The sequence below is a fragment of the Termitidicoccus mucosus genome (assembly GCF_038725785.1).
Taxonomy (GTDB): domain Bacteria; phylum Verrucomicrobiota; class Verrucomicrobiia; order Opitutales; family Opitutaceae; genus Termitidicoccus; species Termitidicoccus mucosus.
The window spans coordinates 853,295-871,976 of the sequence record NZ_CP109796.1 but is presented as its reverse complement, the minus strand read 5'-3'; the positions used below and the strand labels follow the sequence as shown (position 1 = coordinate 871,976).

At 62.3% G+C, this 18,682-nt stretch carries 14 protein-coding genes; 3 read left to right on the top strand and 11 right to left on the bottom strand.

Annotated features, from left to right (window positions below; genetic code table 11):
* Positions 1 to 136: 136 nt before the first annotated feature.
* The 6 genes from OH491_RS03040 to OH491_RS03015 form a co-directional block, all read right to left on the bottom strand.
* Positions 137 to 1,915 carry a proline--tRNA ligase gene (locus tag OH491_RS03040; protein WP_068769385.1) on the bottom strand — a complete coding sequence of 593 codons (1,779 nt, stop codon included), beginning with the start codon at positions 1,913 to 1,915 and terminating at the stop codon, positions 137 to 139.
* 277 nt (positions 1,916 to 2,192) lie between these two features.
* Positions 2,193 to 2,759, bottom strand: a complete 567-nt coding sequence (gene lptE, locus OH491_RS03035) for an LPS assembly lipoprotein LptE (RefSeq protein ID WP_068769386.1) — start codon at positions 2,757 to 2,759, stop codon at positions 2,193 to 2,195.
* A 25-nt stretch (positions 2,760 to 2,784) separates the two neighbouring features.
* Positions 2,785 to 3,543 carry a hypothetical protein gene (locus OH491_RS03030; protein ID WP_068769387.1) on the bottom strand — a complete coding sequence of 253 codons (759 nt, stop codon included), beginning with the start codon at positions 3,541 to 3,543 and terminating at the stop codon, positions 2,785 to 2,787.
* Between the two features lie 204 nt (positions 3,544 to 3,747).
* A complete protein-coding gene (rsmA, locus tag OH491_RS03025; RefSeq protein ID WP_068769388.1) occupies positions 3,748 to 4,647 on the bottom strand; it encodes a 16S rRNA (adenine(1518)-N(6)/adenine(1519)-N(6))-dimethyltransferase RsmA in 900 nt (299 codons plus the stop codon).
* A gap of 229 nt (positions 4,648 to 4,876) precedes the next feature.
* The gene (locus tag OH491_RS03020) at positions 4,877 to 6,487 is read right to left on the bottom strand and encodes a GTP cyclohydrolase (protein WP_334319147.1); all 1,611 of its coding nucleotides are present in this window, start codon (positions 6,485 to 6,487) and stop codon (positions 4,877 to 4,879) included.
* A 139-nt stretch (positions 6,488 to 6,626) separates the two neighbouring features.
* Positions 6,627 to 7,982, bottom strand: a complete 1,356-nt coding sequence (locus OH491_RS03015; RefSeq protein ID WP_068769389.1) for an NCS2 family permease — start codon at positions 7,980 to 7,982, stop codon at positions 6,627 to 6,629.
* 181 nt (positions 7,983 to 8,163) lie between these two features.
* Between OH491_RS03015 and hisC the strand changes: the two genes are divergently transcribed.
* Entirely contained in the window at positions 8,164 to 9,321 is a 1,158-nt protein-coding gene (gene hisC, locus OH491_RS03010; RefSeq protein ID WP_068769390.1) for a histidinol-phosphate transaminase, read from the top strand.
* On the top strand, positions 9,303 to 9,899 hold the full coding sequence (gene hisB / locus OH491_RS03005; protein ID WP_068769391.1) for an imidazoleglycerol-phosphate dehydratase HisB: 597 nt from the start codon (positions 9,303 to 9,305) through the stop codon (positions 9,897 to 9,899). Before hisC ends, hisB begins: the two co-directional genes overlap by 19 nt.
* A 250-nt stretch (positions 9,900 to 10,149) precedes the next feature.
* Here the strand turns inward: hisB and OH491_RS03000 are convergent, their stop codons facing one another.
* A complete protein-coding gene (locus OH491_RS03000; RefSeq protein WP_334319148.1) occupies positions 10,150 to 12,657 on the bottom strand; it encodes a TonB-dependent receptor plug domain-containing protein in 2,508 nt (835 codons plus the stop codon).
* A 271-nt stretch (positions 12,658 to 12,928) separates the two neighbouring features.
* Positions 12,929 to 13,624 carry a hypothetical protein gene (locus tag OH491_RS02995; RefSeq protein WP_342750852.1) on the bottom strand — a complete coding sequence of 232 codons (696 nt, stop codon included), beginning with the start codon at positions 13,622 to 13,624 and terminating at the stop codon, positions 12,929 to 12,931.
* A gap of 11 nt (positions 13,625 to 13,635) precedes the next feature.
* On the opposite strand from OH491_RS02995, the gene OH491_RS02990 reads away from it, so the two are divergent.
* Entirely contained in the window at positions 13,636 to 13,908 is a 273-nt protein-coding gene (locus OH491_RS02990) for a hypothetical protein (RefSeq protein ID WP_342750851.1), read from the top strand.
* A gap of 9 nt (positions 13,909 to 13,917) precedes the next feature.
* Here the strand turns inward: OH491_RS02990 and OH491_RS02985 are convergent, their stop codons facing one another.
* From OH491_RS02985 to OH491_RS02975, 3 genes are read right to left on the bottom strand one after another with little or no spacing between them, the layout of a single operon-like run.
* Entirely contained in the window at positions 13,918 to 16,572 is a 2,655-nt protein-coding gene (locus tag OH491_RS02985) for a TonB-dependent receptor plug domain-containing protein (protein WP_068769392.1), read from the bottom strand.
* A 41-nt stretch (positions 16,573 to 16,613) separates the two neighbouring features.
* Positions 16,614 to 17,924, bottom strand: a complete 1,311-nt coding sequence (locus tag OH491_RS02980; RefSeq protein WP_068769393.1) for a DUF4857 domain-containing protein — start codon at positions 17,922 to 17,924, stop codon at positions 16,614 to 16,616.
* The gene (locus tag OH491_RS02975) at positions 17,921 to 18,592 is read right to left on the bottom strand and encodes a hypothetical protein (RefSeq protein WP_068769394.1); all 672 of its coding nucleotides are present in this window, start codon (positions 18,590 to 18,592) and stop codon (positions 17,921 to 17,923) included. The genes OH491_RS02980 and OH491_RS02975 overlap by 4 nt, the downstream gene beginning before the upstream one ends.
* Positions 18,593 to 18,682: the final 90 nt, after the last annotated feature.

The window sequence follows — 18,682 nt, the reverse complement described above, 5'->3', positions numbered from 1 at the left end:
ATAAACACACGCTGTCGCGCCATGCAATCTCCGTGCCTTCTCAATCGTTCTCGTTCTCATTCTCTCTTCCAACCAGATCCGGCTGAGAGAACGAGAACGAGTAAGAAAACGAGAACAATGGGAGAATGCCCCTGCCTTATTTCACGCGCGGCGCTTTTTCCCATGCGTCGCGCACCAGCGTGGCGAGGTGCGACTCGGCCACGCCGACGGGCACTTTCGCCATTTCCTTTTCGGCGCGCCATTTCACCTCGACCACGCCTTCCTTCAGGCCCTTGCCGCCGATGGTGACGCGCAGCGGGATGCCGATGAGGTCGGCGTCCTTGAACTTCACGCCGGGGCGTTCCTCGCGGTCGTCGATGAGCACGTCCGCGCCCGCCTGCTCGGCGGCGGCGGCGAGTTTCTGCGCGACGGATTTTGCCTCTTCGTTCTGCGGATCGAGCAGGCAGACGAGCACTTGGAACGGAGCCACCGCCCAGGGCCAGATGATGCCGTCGGCGTCGTGCGATTGCTCGATGATGGCCTGCATGGAGCGGCTCACGCCGATGCCGTAGCAGCCCATCACCATGAGGCGCGATTGTTTTTGCGCGTCGGTGTAAACGGCGTTGTAGCGCTCGGAATATTTTGTCCCGAGCTTGAAAATGTGGCCGACCTCGATGCCGCGGCGGAGCTTGAGCGGCTTGCCGCAAACCGGGCACGGCTCGCCTTCGCGCACGCGGCGGAAATCGCCGAAGCGCGTGATGGCGAGGTCGCGGGCGACATTGACGTGGCGCAGGTGGAAGCCGTCCTTGTTCGCGCCGGTGACGCCGTTGCCGACGAGGCGGATGGCGTGGTCGGCGAACACGCCCGCGAGCGCGGACGGATCTTTGATCGTGCCGCGCACCGCGCCGAGGCTGCCGGGCTTCGCGCCGAGCACGGGCGCGATTTCCTCGGGCGTGGCGGGACGGAAGAGGCTGAAGCCGAGCGAGCCGAGCTTGGCCTCCTCCAGTTCGTCGTTGCCGCGCAGGATCACGATGAAGGGCTTGCCGTCGCCGATGTAGACGAGCGTCTTGAACTGCGAGCCGGCCGGCACGGAATGCGGCGCGGCCTCAAGCTGCGCGATGGTCACCACGCCCGGCGTGGCGAATTCCTCCACGGCGCCGGCGGGCGCGGCGTCGGCGAGGTCCGCCGGCACGATGGCGCTGGCGGCCTTTTCGCGGTTGGCGGCATAGCCGCTTTCGTCGCAATAAAGCACGTCGTTGTCGCCGACCTCGGCGGGCACCATGAATTCGTGCGAGAAGTTGCCGCCCATCACGCCGGTGTCGGCCTCGACCGCGATGAACTGCACGCCGAGGCGCGTGAAGAAGCGCTCGTAGGCGGACTTCATGCGCAGGTAGTTCTGTGTCGCCCCCTCGTCGTCGGCATCGAACGAATAGGAGTCCATCATGATGAACTCGCGGGCGCGCATGAGGCCGTAGCGGGGGCGGATCTCGTTGCGGAATTTCGTGGCGATCTGGTAGAAGTTTTTCGGAAGATCACGGTAGCTGGTGATTTCGGTCTTCGCGAGCGGGGTGATGATTTCCTCGTGCGTGGGGCCGAGCACAAACTCCGGCTCGGCGGGGGCGCGTTTGCCCGCGCCCGCGCTGTCGGCGCGAAACATGATTTCGCGGGCGACGTTCCAGCGCGGTCCCTCGGTCCAGTTTTCCACCGGATGGACGTGCGGCATCCAGAGCTCGATGCCGCCGCCGGCGTTGATTTCCTCGCGGCAGATCTGGGTGATTTTGTGGATCACGCGCAGCCCGAGCGGCATGTAGGTGTAGAGGCCGCCGCCGAGTTTGCGCACGAGGCCGGCGCGCACGAGCAGCTTGTGCGAGGCGATTTCCGCGTCCGCCGGGCTCTCCTTAAGGGTGGGGATGAAAAACTGCGACCAATAGTTCATAAAACCCTCTAGCAAGCCGGAGTCGCAGCGCGCTGCCAAGGCGGAAAACAAGACGCAACGTTGCCGCGTGAGCGACTGGGAGCGCCGGCTTCCAGCCGGCAAGGTTTGGGTAGGATGGCACGGGTGGATCGCCGTGGATTTGGCGACGCTGCGCGTCGTCTGCCGGCTGGAAGCCGGCGCTCCCAGTCGCTGCCGCGGCAACACGGGGCTGATTTCACTTCCGGTCGCATCCGCGGCGGGTGGTGTCTCCCCGCCTCCCACACCACCGCCGCGTCGTTCACCACACGTCCAGCACGGCGTGGGAAATGTTTTCCGCGAGCGCGCCGGCGAGGAGCGGCATGGTGTTGTATTCGGCCTGGAGTTGGTCGCTTTGCGTGGCGGCGGGCGCGGGGGTCGAAAAAACCTGGCGGGTGGCGGTGACGGGACGCTTGTCGATGAGGAGCCTGCCGGCGCGGTTGTCGCGGAGCGTGCAGCGCGAGGCGAGCGTGAGGTCGAACTTGCGCGCGAGGCCGGTGTCGTAGGTGCGCGCGCTCGTCATGGCGCGGTCGAGGCGGACAAGCTCCACGGTGAGCGTGGCATCGGCGGAGGCGGGGTCGTTGACCAGCGTCACCCGGCTGTCGCGCAGGAAGGCCTCGCGGAGTTGCGTGGAAAAAAGCGCGGCGCCCTGAGGGAGATTGGCCTCGTTTTCCACCGGCGCGACGTAGAGCGTGGAGAAGGCGAGCGTGCCGCCCGTCCCCAGCCGGTAGTGCGAGCAGGCGGCCGACAGCAGGAGGCACGCGACCGCGGCGAAGCAGGCGAGGATGCGAAAACGGGAGGACGGGGTGTAGTTGTTTTCCTGATGCATGGGGCGGCGTCGCGGGTGCGCGGGCTCACCGGGCCGGCGCGGACGGGGTCGCTGCGGACGTTCCCGAGGCGGGCGTGGCGCTCACCGGCGGCATGGTGAAGGTGATCCGATCGAGGGTGTTGAGCAGGGACTGGCGCAGGATGGTGTTCTCCTCGCCCTCGGTTTTGTTGTAAGTGGTGCGCGTGAGCACTTTGTCGGCGAGTTCGGTGCTGATGATGAAGACGTAGCCGTTTTTCACGAAGAGCAGGTTGCCGCGCTTGGCGACCGGGGGCCTTTCGTAGCTGGGGATGAAGATCAGGTCGTTGAACATGGAGCCGCCGGGGAGAAGCATGTAAACGAGCAGCGCGCCGCCTTCCCGTTCGCGGAGGAAGAGGGCTTTTTCCACCCGCGAGCCGGGCAGGGCGCGCTGGATGTCGGGCTGGAGATGGGTGGTGAAAAACGAAGTGAGGAAATCCTTGCGCCCGCGGAGGTGGTCGTCGGCGGTCATGGCGGTGTCCAACTGCACGCAGCCTACGAGGACGAAGGTGTCGAACGCGTCCTGGAATGTGACGGTGGTCGGCGTGTCCTCGACCGTGCCGCCGAGTTCCGGCAGCACGGGAATGCTCATGTGGTAAACGTCGCCGGGCGCGTAGTAGGTCTTGCCCGTGATGCGGCCGACGAGCGGATTCGGCTCCTCGTCAGGGAGGTCCGCCGCCGCCGGGGAAGGGGTTTGGGCGTGCGCGACCGGAAGAAGGAGGGAAATGCAGGCAAGAATGCCGGGAGTGATCAGGCGGCGGATGGTCATAGAGTGGAGTTTCGAACGAAAGGAAAAAGTAATGAAGACGCGGGCGGCTTTTTCAAGCGCGAGAAAACAGGTGTGAAATCGGCGGCGGTGTCATCGCCCGGTTTCCCTCCCTGCAAATGGACATGGCTGGGCGGAAAGAGTTTCGGGCGAGGCGGGAGTCTGCCAAGAAGAAAGACTTGGAAAACGGGCGGCATCACTTCCGGGTCATCGGCCGAGCGCGGTCCAGAGCGCGGGCGGGATTTGCTCGGGGCGGGAGCGGGCGTCGTGGCCGTGGGCGGCGAGGGTGTCGAGCCAGGCGCGGCCGTGGTCGGGCAGGCGGTTGCGCAGGAGCGCGCCGAGTTGCTTGCGGCGTTGCTGGAAGCAGGCGCGGATGGCGGCCTTCGCCTGCGGGGAAAACACGAAGGGCTCGGATTTGCGCACGAGGTGAAGCAGGCAGGACTCGACCTCGGGGCGCGGATGGAAGCAGGCGGCGGCGACTTTGTGGCCGGGGGCGAGATCGTAGGCGTTTTGCAGGAAAATCGAGATGGCGCTGAATTGTTTCGAACCGGGCGTGGCGGCGTAGCGCTGGGCGGCTTCCTGTTGCAGCATGAGCACCATGCGCGCGGGCAGCGGGCCGCCGAGGATCGCGTCCATCCAAGGGGTCGAGATGGCATAGGGGAGGTTGGCGACGATCTTGAAGGCGGGCGGCGGAGTGCGGGCTGCGGAGTGGGGCGCTGCCGTGCCGGACGCTTCACTTGCCACTTGATACTTGTCACTTGTCACTTCGCCGGACGGCAGTCCGGCGATCGGGTGCTCGACGGCGTCGCCTTCGAGGAGGTGAAAGGTTTCGGGAAACTCGCGGGCGAGCGTGGCGGCGAGGTGGGCGTGGAGCGCGCGGTCTTTTTCCACGGCCCACACGGTCGCGCCGGCGCGGAGCAGGGCGGAGGTCAGCGTGCCGAGGCCGGGGCCGATTTCGACCACGATGTCGCCGGGGGCGATGCGGGCGAGTTCGAGGGATTTGCGGACAATGTTGCCATCGACAAGGAAGTTTTGCCCGAGGAAGCGTTTCGGATGGTGTCCGAGTTTCGCGAGCAATTCGCGCGTGGCTGAGGGCGAGAGCGGCATCGGGGAGGCTGGGCGGTGGAAAAGGAATGGAATGGCTGCGGGGAAATTTCCAAATCACAAATTTCCAAATCACAAAAAAAATTCCAAATATCCAAATTTCAAAAAAAACAAAGGAGAGCGGCGCCGCGCTCTTTTGAGATTTGGGATTTCTTCCATTGGAATTTTTTTGGAATTGTCAGGCTTCTCGCTTCGCTCGGAAGGGATTTCGTGATTTGGGATTTTCACCTTGTCACTTTTCGTCCGCATGGTCGTCGAGGAAGATCCATTTCTCGATGTCGAACTTGTGGGCGTTGAGCGCGGCGGCGTATTCGTTTTTTTTCACCAGGCTCGCCGGGGAGTTCATGATCATCTGGATTTTTTCGTTGGGTATGTGGTGGCGCAGGAGAAGCATCGCGGCGTCGTAGTCGCGGCTGTCGTAGCCCACGCCAAGCTTGCGGTAGGCTTCGTCGGTGGAAAGCGCCTGGCCGGTCTCGGACATCATGCGGTCGGTCGCGTAGGCGCCGAAGCCGGCCCCGCGCCCGTCGTTATGGAGAAGGAGCATCGCGCCGACGCCGTAGGTGACGATGTGGTGAATGGACTGCTTCATTTTGTCGCGGTTGGCGACGGCGCGCAGCGGAAAGCGGTTGAAGAGGGATTCGCTGTGGATGCGGATGACGGGGATGTCGGCGAGGCCGGGCGCGCCGTGGGTGAGGACGACGAAGTCCTGGCTGGTGACGATGTCGTAGTAAACGTGGGTGCGGAACCAGTAGGGCGTGGTGAGGAGGCCGGTCACGGGATCGTCGGGATGCGCGCGGGCATGGGTGACGAGGGCGGGCTTGTCGATGCGGACCAAGAAGCGGTTGTTGCGGATAAGCCGGTAGCCGGTGATGAGCGGGCGGGGGCCGGTCAGATGGCGTTCAAGGGTGCCGTCGGGGAAGATTTTGGGAAACTGGGCGGCGTTGAGCAGGATCTCGTTGTCAACGGGCTTGATGGGCAGGAAATAACTCGCCGCGTAGATGAAGCGGCGCGCGTGGGCGAGGGCGTGCGGGCGGAAGGCGGTGACGGGCTCGGGCGGCAGGGCGCGCTCGATGTCGGAGGCGGCGGGGCGGGTGAGGTGATGGCCGCCGGTGGCCTTCGAGGTGAGGTAGGAGAGGTTGAACGGCGAGGGCTCGAACTCGATGGGCTCGGCGGCGACGACGTTGATGCCCTGAGCGCGAAGGGCGTCGAGTTTGTCGGGGTTGTTGGTGAGGACGATGAACGAGGCGGTGATGCCGAGGAGATGGCAGATGTGCGAGATGTTGTCGTAGTTGCGGTGGTCCTTGCGCAGGCCCATGGCGGCGTAGGCCTGGAAGGTGTCGAGTTGGTCAAGCGAGGCCTGCACGAGCATGCGGTCGCGGGCCTTGCCGGTGTAACCGACACCGCGGCCTTCCTGCATGAGGTAGAAGAGGATGCCGCGGCCTTTTTTCGCGATGACTTCGAGGGCGCCTTCGAGTTGCTGGACGCAGTCGCAGTCGATGCCGCGGAGCGTTTCGCTGGTGACGCAGGAAGAGTGAAGCCGGGTGTAAAGGGTTTCCGCGCCGCAGATGTCGCCGTGGACGAGCGCGATGATGTAGTGCTTGTCGATGATGTCCTGGAAAATGTGCGCACGGAACGCCCCGAAGCGCATGTCGAGCGCACAACTCGCGATGTAGAGGGTCTGGCCGTAGAGCGGGCGGTCGTCGGGCGAGCCGGGCGAGCGGGCGCTGCCGAAGCCGTGCTGGAACTCGCGGATAAGCGTGGCAAAGTCAGGCACGCCGCCCGGCTCGGCGGCGCGGGCGGCGGCGGTGTTTTGGAGGGTGGTGAATTTGACGATTTTGCTCAAGGGACGGGCGGGTTTATCGGGCCGCGAAGGATGTCGCTGCGCGGGCAGTTGAAGTTGAAGTTTAAGTTGAAGTTAAAATGCGAAGGGGTGGGCTTAAACTTAAACTTGAGACTTAAACTGGCGGCGCAGCCGCCGCCTTTTAGAATGGGAAGATCTTGAAGAATTGGAGAAAGAATATAACCGCGATCGCGTAGCCGACAAGGGAGATGGAGCGGGCCTTGCCGGTGAACACGGCGAGGAGCACGGCGCTGATGAGGCCGATGCCGATGCCCTCGGCGATGCTGAACGTGAGCGGAATCGCGAAGATGGTGAGGATGGCCGGCACGGCGGTGGCGAAGTCCTCCATTTTGATTTCGATCACGGACTGCATCATGAAGACGCCGACGATCACGAGCGCGGGCGCGGTTGCGGCGGCGGGGATGGCGAGGATGAGTGGCGTGAGGAAAAGCGCCAGCAGCATGAGCACGGCGGTCGTGACGGAGGTGAGGCCGGTGCGTCCGCCGGCCTCGACGCCGGAAGCGGACTCGACGTAGCTGACCACGGTGGACGTGCCGAAGAGCGAACTGAGGATGGCGGCGATGGAATCGGCCACGAGGGCGCGGCCGACCTTGGGGAGGTTGCCGTCCTTGTCGAGGAAGCCGGCGCGCTTGGTCACGCCGATGAGCGTGCCGATGTTGTCAAACATGTCGATGAGCAGGAGCGTGAGGATGACGGGCAGCGCGGCGAAGAACGCGGCCTTGGTGGTGAGGAAGCCGAAGGTCAGCTTGAGAAAGTGGGGCTCGGGCGAGGAGGGCAGGCTGAAAAAGCCCGCGAGCGAGCCCGGCAGTTGCGTAACCATTTTGGCGGGCTCGGCGCCGGTGGCCGGGGTGCCGGTCACAAACGCGCCGACGATGGTGATGGCGAGAATGCCGATGACGATGGCGCCAGGCACGCGGCGCGCGACGAGGATGGCGATGAGCACGATGCCCGCGAGGCAGAGCGCGGCGGAGCCGCCGGTGAAATCGCCGGCCGCGACAAATGTGGCGGGGTTGCTCACGATCACACCGGCGTTTTTCAGGCCGATGAACGCGATGAACATGCCGATGCCGCAGGTGATGGCGATCTTGAGCGAATGCGGGATCGCCTTCACGATGCGCTCGCGCACGCCGGTGAGCGAGAGGAGCAGGAAGATGCAGCCGTTGATGCAGACCATGCCAAGCGCATCGCTCCACGGAACCTGGAGCTGGCCGCAAATGTAGAAGGAAAACATGGCGTTGATGCCCATGCCCGGCGCGAGCGCGAGGGGGTAGTTGGTCATGAGCGCCATCAGGATGGTCGCGGTCGCGGCGCTGAGCGCGGTGATGGTGACGAGCGCGGCCTGGTTCATGCCGGCGCCGTAGCTGTTGGCGAGGATGGCGGGGTTGACCGCGAGGATGTAGGCCATCGCGGCAAACGTGGTCAGCCCGGCCTGAAGCTCGCGGCTGACGGTGGTTTTGTTTTCCTGAAGCTTGAACATGTGGATGAGGGGATGGAAGCCGTCGAGCTTTGCGCGAACGGGGCCGCGGGCGCCAGCATCATTTCAGGGCATTTTTTGCTGTCATGGGGCGCCCCATGCGCATTCTTCCCCTCGCCAAATGAGCCGTTTTTTGCGTGAATCGCCGCCTTTCGCGACGTTTCAGCGCCTGCGAATCCCATCCATGACCGCAGCCAACACATCGTCTCCCATTCCCTCCGCCGCCTCCATCGACGACCTCGCGCTTCCGCATGTCGCGCGGCTCCACGCCTACACGCCGGGACTCCAGCCGACCGAACCGGGCTGGATAAAGCTCAACACCAACGAGTGCCCGTATCCGCCCAGCCCGCGCGTGGCCGAGGCGGTGCGGCGCGAACTGGGCGAGGATGGCGCGAGCCTGCGGCTTTACCCGAGCCCGACGAGCGCGCCCCTGCGCGAGGCGATCGCAGCGCATCACGGCCACGGCCTGCGCGCGGCCAACGTCTGCGTGGGCAACGGCTCCGACGATGTGCTGAATCTCCTCGTGCGCGCCTTTTGCTCGCCGGAAGCCGCGCTGAGCTTCACCGTGCCGAGCTACTCGCTTTATCCGGTGCTCGTCGCCATCCAGGACGGCCGCGCGGAGGCGGTGGAGTTTGAGCGGACGATGCGGCTGCCGGTTGAAAAGATCGCCGCGTCGCCGGCCCGCGCGTTTATCCTGACCTCGCCCAACGCGCCCACCGGCGTCGCGTTCGGACGAGCCGAGATCGAGCGGGTGCTCGCGGCCTATCGCGGTTTGCTCGTGGTGGACGAAGCCTACGCGCCGTTCGCGCGCGAGGACGCGGTGCCGCTGCTCGCGCGTTATCCGAACCTGGTCGTCACGCGCACGCTTTCCAAGGCCCATGCGCTCGCCGGCATCCGCGTCGGCTACGCGCTCGCGCACGCCGGCACCATCGCCATCCTCGACCGCGTGCGCGACAGCTACAACGTCTCGCGCCTCTCACAAGCCGCCGCGCTCGCCGCCATCGGCGACACCGCCTATTACGACGATGTCATCGCAAAAATAAAACACACGCGCGACCTCCACCTCGCGCGCTGGGGCGGCCCGCCGGAAACCGGCGGGCTCGGCTGGTTCACTTATCCCTCGCAGGCGAACTTCATTTTCACCGAGCCGTGCAACGCCCGCGGCGAGACCGGCCCCGCCGTCGCCGCCGCAGCCTACGAGCACCTGCGCGCGAACAAGATCCTCGTGCGATATTTCCCCGGACATCCCTTGACCGCGTCGTTCCTGCGCATCAGCGTGGGCACCGACGCCGAAATGGACGCCGTCCACCAATCCCTTCAAGCATGGCTAACGAACGCATAGCAAAAATCGCGCGGAAAACCGCCGAAACCGACATCACGCTCACGCTGGCAATCGACGGCGCGGGCAAATCGCGCATCGACACGGGCGTGCCGTTTTTCGACCACATGCTCACGCTCTTCGCCAGGCACGGCCTTTTCGACCTCGACGTGAAATGCGTCGGCGACGTCGCGGTCGATTATCACCACACGGTCGAGGACACCGGCATCGTGCTCGGCGAGGCGTTTCGCGCCGCGCTGGGCGACAAGCTCGGCATCCGCCGTTATGGGTTTTTCCTGCTGCCCATGGACGAGGCGCTGGCCCGCGTGGTCGTGGACCTCGGCGGCCGCGCGCATCTCGTGTATGAGGCCGATGCGCCGACGATGTTCGTGCGCGATTTCAACATCATTCTGGTGAAGGAATTTTGCCGCGCCTTCAGCAACGCGCTGGCCTGCAACCTGCATGTGAAGCTCGAATACGGCGAGGAGCCGCACCACGTCGCCGAGGCGATTTTCAAGGGCCTTGCCCGCGCCCTTGACGCCGCCACCCGGATCGACCCCCGCGCCGCCGGGCAGTTGCCGAGCACGAAGGGAAAATTGTAACCGCTCCCCGGGCGCGACAGGAAGCGGATGCCAGCGACCCCGCGCCAGCCGTCCGTAGCGCAGCATCATTGCCTGCCGTCGAAAATGGTCGCGCGAAGCGCGGCATTCTTTTGGGAAGGAGAGAAAAAGTCAGCGGCGCTTCGCGCCTTCTGTTTTGACGGCAGGCAAGGATGCTGCGCTACGCCACGGGCCGGTCGCCTCTCCCTGCGGCCCGCCATGCGGGCCGGGGGAGAATGGCGCAGGCCGGGGTTCAGAAATCGAAAAACACGCCGAGCCAGACTTGGCGCCCGGGTTGGTAAACCTTGTAGGTCGTGTCATTCCATGTCATCACGTCAGCCTGGTTTTTCCGGTTGAACACATTGCTGACCTCCGCGCTGAAACCGAGGCCGCGGGCGAAGGCGGGCTGCCATTGCAGGGTGACGTCCCAGCGCCAGAGCGAGCCGATGCGCGCCGTGCTGTATTTGCGCGCGCGCCGGCCGTCGGGCAGCGGGTAATAGTCATCCGTGCCGGAATTGTGTTTATACACTTGGTCGCGGCTGCTTTCCCACGTCACGCGGTTGAACATCGACAGGCCGGCCTTCTTCCATTCCGCCTGCCAGTCCAGATTGACTTTCCACGGCGCGTTGAAATCGGTCGCGGGCAGGTCCCTGGCGTCGATCACGCTGCCGTTGTACCACGCGTAGCGCGGATCGACATTCAGGGTCAGGTCGAGTTCGGAGTAGCCGAGTTCGAGGGCGGTGTCGCTTTTGGTTTCCTGCCATGCCACGGAGGCGCCGAAGGTGTTCCCGATGCCGCGCCAGACCACGGGCTTGATGTTCCGCACGCTCAGGAAAACGTTGTCGCTGTCGGTCTCGCTGTCATTGGTGAATTCGCGGATGCTGCGCCAGAATTCATAACCGGTGCCGGGGTCCGCATCATACTTGGGGCGGCTGCGCACTTCGTCGCGATGCGCGCGGTGGACGTATTGGAGAAACCACTGGCTGTTGCGCCAGCGTTGGTTCAGGGCCACCATCAGCTCGTCGCTGTAGGGTGTTTTCAGGCTGTCGAGACCCTCGTAGTCATGGGTCGGCGTCCAGTCGTTGTCCGGGCTGTCGAGCGGGAGGGTGAAGCCGTAATAAACGTGGTTGAGCCCGTTGTTTTGCGCGCCGTAGAGCGCGTAGGTGAGCATCGAGCTGCCGTAGTAGCGGTTGGCGCCGACGGTGACGACGCTGCGCTCGTCGCCGAAAACATCCAGCGAGAGGGACGCGCGCGGGGCGAGGTTGTTGCGGCCGATGAAATCGTCGCGGTCCATGCGCAGGCCGAGGCGCAGGGTCAAACGTTTCCATTTCATCGCATCCTCCGCGAAGACGTGGTAGCTGGTGTAGCGGGCGTCCTCCGAGCCGGCAAAAAAGGCGTCGGCCTGATAGGGCATGACATAGCCGCCCGAAATAATGAAGGTGGGGGCGTAATGCGTTTCATCCCGGGTGAAGTCGGCTTTCACATGGTTCAGCCCCGCGCCGGCAAGCATCCGGTGGCCGACCGCGCCGGTCTGGAAACGGTCAAAGGTGAACACGGCATCCAGCTCCGCATTTTTTTGGCGGCTGTCCAGACTGCCGGGACCGCCGGACACAAATGATTTCTGGTTTTCCCAGTCGGTGTAATCCAGCACCTGCACCTGATAGTGGGTGTCGCTGTCGCGCGCGTCCTTCATGTCGCGATAGCTGGCGGTGAGCTCCAGTTTGCCGAGCCGGGTCGCCTGCTCGAGGTTGAGGATGCCGCCGAGGCCGTCGTGCTCGTTGTGATAGCCGGAATTGGCCGAGCCGTTCATGAACATGTCCTCCTCGTAACCGGAATACAGCATCGTCCAGTGGAGGGTGGTTTCCGCCGTGGGATACCAGGAGAGCTTGGCGGAAAGGTTGTCGGACTGGCGGCGTTGGTTTCTGTAGCCGGTCGGGCTGTCGATCTCGACCAGCTCCTCGCCCTCGATGTCATAGCTCGCTCCGCCCAGATACAGCATGGGGATTTTCGAGTCGCGGCGCGAGGCGCTGACGACGATGCCGAGGTTTTTGGTCAGGCCGGTCTCGGCCCACGCGCCGTAGTCGCTTTTTTTGTAGTCGGGCTGGAAGCGCGCGGGATTGGAGCGGTCGTTGTTGGCGCTGTCGAATTCGAGGCGGTCGTCGGTGATGGTCTCGTTCCAATCCGAGTCGGTGTGGCGGAAGAAAATCCGTCCGCCCTGTCCGCCCTTCCAACTGCGCGAACCGGCCTCGACCACGCCGCCGGTGAAGCCGCTGTAGCGCGCGGAGATGTTGGAGTCGTAAACCGCGAGGCTTTCGATCAGGCGGCTGTCGAGGTAGAATCCCTGCTCGCTGGAAGTGCCGTAGGCCAGCGTGACGCCGTTGCCGGGATCGACCGGGTCGAGGTCGTTGTTCATGCGGACGCCGTCGAGGGTGAACAAACCCTCATAGGGGCGCGAGCCGTGCATGGAAATGGCGTCGGGCTTGATCTCGCCCTGCGTGAGGCTGTTCTGGCTGTGGTTGGAGAATTGCACGACCGGATGGCTGCGCAGCAAGTCGGTGAGGTTGCTGTTGGCCATGGGGCGGGTTTCGATCTGCCCGGCGGTGAGCACATAGCGGCCGGTGGCGGGATTTTCGGCGGGATCGGCGGTCACCGTGACCTCGATTTCGGCGGGCTTGGCGGGTGAGGCGGTGCCGGTGTCGATGGCAGTCTGGGCATGCGCTTGGCATGCCAATGCGACGGCGAGAATGAGTACGTTTAGCACGCGATATGGACTCAGTCTCAATTTTATTTGATATGATATTGCGGTTTTCATTGTGGGTTTAGGGAAAAACGGGGAATCCCTTGAAGCCCGGGATTGGCTTCAAGGGAGCGCTGTCGCAGGGAGGGGGCGTGTAGCTAGATTGCGGATTGCTTCTATGGAAACGAAATATGCTTTTATGAATATAGAGCGGTTTGAAAAATGGCCGAAAGCGGTAGGGAGGCCTGCCTCGGAGAGGCCTCCTTACCGGAACTGAGGTGCACGTTCGGGCTCTCTAGTTTCCTTCAAAATCTGGACAATCCCGAAACGTAAAAGCACCAGCCGGATCAGCGTTAACAATGTCTATAGCCGATTGCCTGAGTATAGGACCGAAGAAGGGTGGGGCAGGTCTTTTTTCTAGAATTGCTGTAATCCAACCTTCTAACTCACCTGTTGGATCTGCCGCAATAGCCGCGCCATCACCGAGATACGCATTCGGATTAAAATAAATTATGGCATACCTTTGCGCTTTTTGAACCTCAACGGATGGTGCAATTGTCGATGAGAATCCTGAAATAACCTGATCGAGCATCAACACATCGCCGTCTATAACGATTGTTTTGGTAGTTATTGTTTTATTGACGGATATTTCCAAGCTGAGGCATGCCAATCCCTCGGGACTTTTATATATTTCCCAATACAGGTATGTATCTTGTTGAGTGTCGGTTGCGATTAGGTCGGAGATAGTTGTTAAATTATCCCATTCGATTTCCTCCGGTACTTTGGTTTGAATGAGTTCAGCTAATTCAAAATCACCTATAAGTTCTGGAATATAATAATCGATGGCGTAGAATATTGTCTCCTTGAGATTTATTGTTTTTTTGGCATCATTGCCAATGATCGTTTCCTCTGCCTTTTGGGCAGAGGAAATGCCTATGCAGAGGCATGCCAGGCAGGCTATTTTGCATATAATGAGTATGGGTTTTTTCATGTTGTTTGTTGTTGTTTATTATTCCCTGTTCGGGGGAAAATGATTTGGCTGAAACGCTTATTTTTCATTGGCGCTACTCCGCTAGATTGCGGATTTATTTATTAGAAGTAGAATTACATTTTTATGGTTCCCCGCTGCTTCGAATGGCTGAAAAAAGGCATTTAACCACGGATTGCATGGATAAAAACCAAGGCATTTCTGCCTTTATCCGTGTTCATCCGTGCAATCCGTGGTTAAGTGCTCTTGCTATGGCCGCCGAAAACAGTGGGGAATCATTTTTATAAATATTATGATTAGAATTTGTATTGGATGCCCGCGTAGAGCTGGCGACCGGCGGTATAGATGTCGCCGCTGGCGTCAATCGAAGTGTCCACGTGGTCATGGCGGTTCAGGATGTTGGTCAGGCGCAGTTGCAATGTGAGCGTGCCGGCGCGGGTTTGCACGACATCATAGTCCAGCGACATGTCCCAGAAGATGATATTGTCGTATTTTCTATTGGTGTAAAAATAAACGGCTCGCGCCTGGTTGGTCGGAATGCTGCTCGCATACGCGCCACCCTGGCTGGGATCCCGGCCATCATTCAAAATATAATATTTATTGTAGTCGGGGTCGCCGGGCAGCTTGCTCGGGTCCCTGCTCGTTTGCGCGAGGCCGTCGCCGCCTTTTTCAAAGCGGAGCGTGTTATACAGGCGGACACGCCCTCCCCAAAAACTCGCCATGTCGGAGAATGTCACGACCAGCGGCGTGCTGAAGTTTGTCGCGGGCAGGTTGTCGGAGGGTGCGAGTTCGCCATTGTATATGACGAAGTAGGGCGTAAAATTGCCGCCTTCGTTTTCCTCCATCGCGTAGTCCTCGCGGGAGTTGCTGTCGGTTTTTGCGTAGGTGAACGAGAGCAGCAGATTGTGCTGGCCGGCCCAACCGAGGTCGGGCGTTTTCTTTTCAATTTCAAAGGTGACACCCTTGTAATCCGCTTTTCCCGAGTTCAGGTATTCCCGGGTGAAGCCGGGTGAGCCGGGCTTGGAACGGATAATGTCGCGGTGCCGGCGGATGCTGCCGTCGAGGCGGAAAACATAACCGCTCCAAACGGTGGAGGCACCGAGATTGAAGGCATCGGCGTGGGGCGCCTTCAGGTTGCCGGTGTTGTAGGGCAGGGAAGTGACCTCTTGGTAGGGCTCCCATTCCGCGTCGTAATTCGCGCGTCTTTGCCTTACCTGCGTCCGGTTGTTGAAGAGGACGTATTTGAAGGAAGGCACCCCGCTTTGCGTATAGCGGGCGGCGCCGGCGAATATGTTCAATATGCCGTTGTTCAAAACGTCAGCATTGAGCGCGAGACGCGGCGACCATGCGGTCGTGCCAAGGAATGTCTCATGGTCAACGCGGATGCCGGCGGTCGCGGTGAAGCGTTCCACTTTGATTTTGTCCTCCGCATAGGCGGCGATTTCGGTCTGGCTGACCGCCTTGTTCGACGCTCCGTAAAAGACGAGGTAGTTCAGCCACTGCTCGCCGGTGATGACGCCGTTCTCCTTGTCGCCGGTGGAGGCGGGATCCATGCGGTTTGCCCCGGACGGGCTGTTGGCGGCGAGCCATGAAAACGAGAGGGAGTCTTCGGTTTCGCGCTCCATGCGGATGGCTTTAAACTGGATGCCGGTCGTGATATTGTTTCTGAAATATTTTGGACCGAACTCCACGACTGCCAGTTTCGCGTTCGCGGCGAATGTCTTTTGGTGCTGCTCGTAATCGCCGCCGTTGCCCTCGGAGGCAGTCGCACTGGAGCCGCCCCAGTTGGCGTAGGCGTTGGTGGCGCTATTTGCCCATGAGAACGTTTTGTTTGTGGCGGTGTCGCGGGAGATGTCACTGTCGCGGTATGAAACATCGCCGGAAAGTTTCCCGAACGGGAGTTTCTTTTCGACTTCAAGCATCGCGCTGTAGCCGCCGCCTTCGCTGGTGAGAGGGCTGCCCTTGCGAGAAGAGGAGGCCCGCCATTCGCGCTCGTAGGGTGCGTAAGTGGTGGTGAGCGCCGCGTGGAAGTCGTCGAGACCGTAAGTGGTGAGTTTGGCGAGAAGATTGCGGTTGATTGAATGATTTTTGAATTTGCTTGCGGGCGTAAGCGTGTCCCAAACGGGAACGATTGAGCGAACTTCCGAATATGAAAGAAAGCCGGCGATGTTTTTCGTGAGCGGACCTTCGACGCTTGCGGAGAAAGAGTATCTTTCAAAGAGCGGCTGGTGATTGTTGGTGTTCGTCGTGCGCTCGGGATCCGCGCTCTCCGCGAATTTCTGACTGGTCCACGAGTCACGCGTATAGTTTCCAAAATTCAGCGAGGCATGAAAACCGTCGGTTTTCGGGTCGCGGATTTTTGCATCGAAAACGCCGCCCGTGAAGCCGCCGTATTCGACGGGAACGTTGTCGGTATATACAACAACAGCGCCAATCAGGTCCGGGTTGACAAAGATAGCCTGCGCCTCGCCCATCGGAGATGAGTTGGCGGCGACATTGGTGTCGAGAAAGCCGCCCTGTCCGAAGTAATTGTTGTTGCTGACACCGTTTATCATGAAGTTGTTGGCATAATAACTGCCGCCGCGGATGGAAAAGCGCGGGGGAGTGATTTCGCCGCCCAACTCGCTGTTGCGGGAGTTGAGGTCGAATTGCGCCACGGAGCGCGCGCGGAGGACTTCTTCGATGGTGCCGGTGGTCGAGGGCGTCATGCTTATGGTTTCCTGTTCGATGACGAATTTGCCCGCTTGGTCGCGCGTGGCATAAACTTCTCTTTCGATGACGTCAGTTCCGGTGGATGATGCCGGGGTTTGCGCTGGCTTGGACGTGCCGGAGGTGGTCGGCGAGGCGCTGGGGGCCGCGGGGAGGCCGACGGAGAGCACGACGAGGAGCAGGCCAGTGATGGCTGCGGGACTCAGTCTCAATTTTTGGTGGTGCGATATGCTTGTTTTCATGACGGTTAGGGAAGCTGAGGCGGGATTTTGCGACTGGAGAATCAGTCGGAACGGGGAAGCAGCAGCGCGGGGATCAGGCCGCAGAGGCCGAGGACGGCGGTGGCCGCGAGGTCGGGGAGGCGGGCGGGGGTGAGGGTTTTGCGGCGGCGGAGGATGATCACGTGCGCGGCGAGGAGCAGGGCGTTGAGCCCGAACGCGGCGGGAAGGAGGTCGCGGGTTGTGGCGCGGAAGTGGAAGCCGAGATAACCGGAGGTGCTGTCGGACAGCCACCAGGCGAGGGGAAAAAGCACCCGTCCGACGCGGGCGGCGGGACGCGCCTCGGGGTCGGGCAGCGTCTCCTCGTGGCGGTCAAGGATGCGGTAGTCGCGGTCGAGCGCCACGGCTTCGAGGGTGGTGTCGGTCTGGACGACGATGAGGCGGTGTAGGAGGTTGCCGCGCAGGCTGAGGGCGTCGGAGGCGGGATTGTAATGGGTGACGGGGAGCGGAACCAGGCGGTGATTCTCGCCGACGGCGAGCCAAGGTTTGCCGTCGGCGTCGATGATGAGGGCGCGGAGTTCGCGGGTTTCGATTTCGTTGACGATGATGTGACGGGGGCGGAGCGCGCGCCACGCCTCGGGATCGGCGGCGTGGTCGGCCACGCGGAGGAGGACGGGCTGGCCGCGTTCCTGCCGCAGCAGGAAGGTCTGGCCCCCGGCGTCGGCGAGGTAGATGCCTTCGTCGTAGGGTTTGAGGGAGGTGGGATTGGAGCCGGCGGCGGTGACGGGAAAGACAAACCGGGCGCGGGCGAAGGCATCGGAGTAGAGGGCGCTTTTTTCGGGGAGGATGGTGTTGGTTTTGGGGTCGAGAAACTCGATGGCGCGCCCGCGTGCGTCCGGCGGCGTGGACGCCGCCGCTCCGGTGATGCGCATGAAGTCGGGCGGGGGTTCGAGGCGCGCGCGGCCGTCGTCGGCTTCGAACACGGGGAGCAGCGGGACGAGCGGGGTGTCGAGTTGCTCGGGGCGGACGCGGAGGTTGAACTGTTCGCGCCGGAGCGCGCCGGGGATGATGGCCACGCCGCCGATTTCCTTCGGCATGGTGCCGTTCTTGTAGAGCTGGGCGTAGTAGGTGAGCGGCAGCAGCGACTCGAAGGCGTCGCGTTCGAGGGTGCGCCCGGTGGCGTCGGTGTAGAGGACGCGGGTGTTGCCGCCCGTTCCTTCCATGCGGATAAAAAGAAAACCGGCGCCGGTGTCGCTGTAGTAAACGACGGGGGCGCGCTGGCGCTTGGCCGTGAGGATGTGCCAGCCGAAGGGAAGGTAGTGCGCGAGGAGAGCCGCGCCGGTGACGAGGAGGAAGATGCGGGCGGCGTGTTTCATCGCGCGAGACCCTTTCTGAAACGATGGCTGGAGAAGAGCGGGACGAGGACCAGCGCGAGCACCCAGAGCGCGAGCGCGGGCAGGATGCGGGCGTAGGTGTCGTAGGCGGTTTCGAGCAGGAAGAGACGGAGCGCCCCGGCGGAGAGGAGCAGGTAAAAGACGCGGTGGCGCCAGTTGGTCTCAAGCAGGATGGCGGCGGCGGCGAGATACGCGCCGTAGCCGGTGAGTATCCAGGGAGTAAATACGCGGAAGAGGTTGCCCTGCCATTCGCCGGGAAACCAGAGCGCGCCGCCGAGGGAGAAGACGAGCGCGGCGGGCAGCAGGACAAGCGCGAGCAGGAGGGCGCCGGCGGCGAGATGGAGCGCGATGGCGCGGGTTTCGCCGAGCGGGAGATGGAGGGCGAGGCGGATGCGCTGGGCCTGCACCTCCGGCAGAAATTGCAGGAAGCCGAGCGTGACGCCGAACACGAGCGGGGCGTATTGGAAGGGGCGGAAGAAGAGCCAGCCCTTGAAGATCCAAGTGCTCCAGACCGTGACGGCCTCGTTGGCGTTGACGACGTAGCGCAGTTTGAAAAACAGGAAGAGCGCGAACGCGACGCTGGCGGCAAGCATGAGCGTCCACCAGAGACGCAGCTTGATCCATTCTTTGTAGAGGAGGGCGCGGGTCATGCTTATAATCTTTCTCTTTCTTCTTTCCTCTTTATCTTTCTCATTTCAGGGCATGCGTTTTCTCCCGGTCCTCTTTCGCGATGGGAGAAA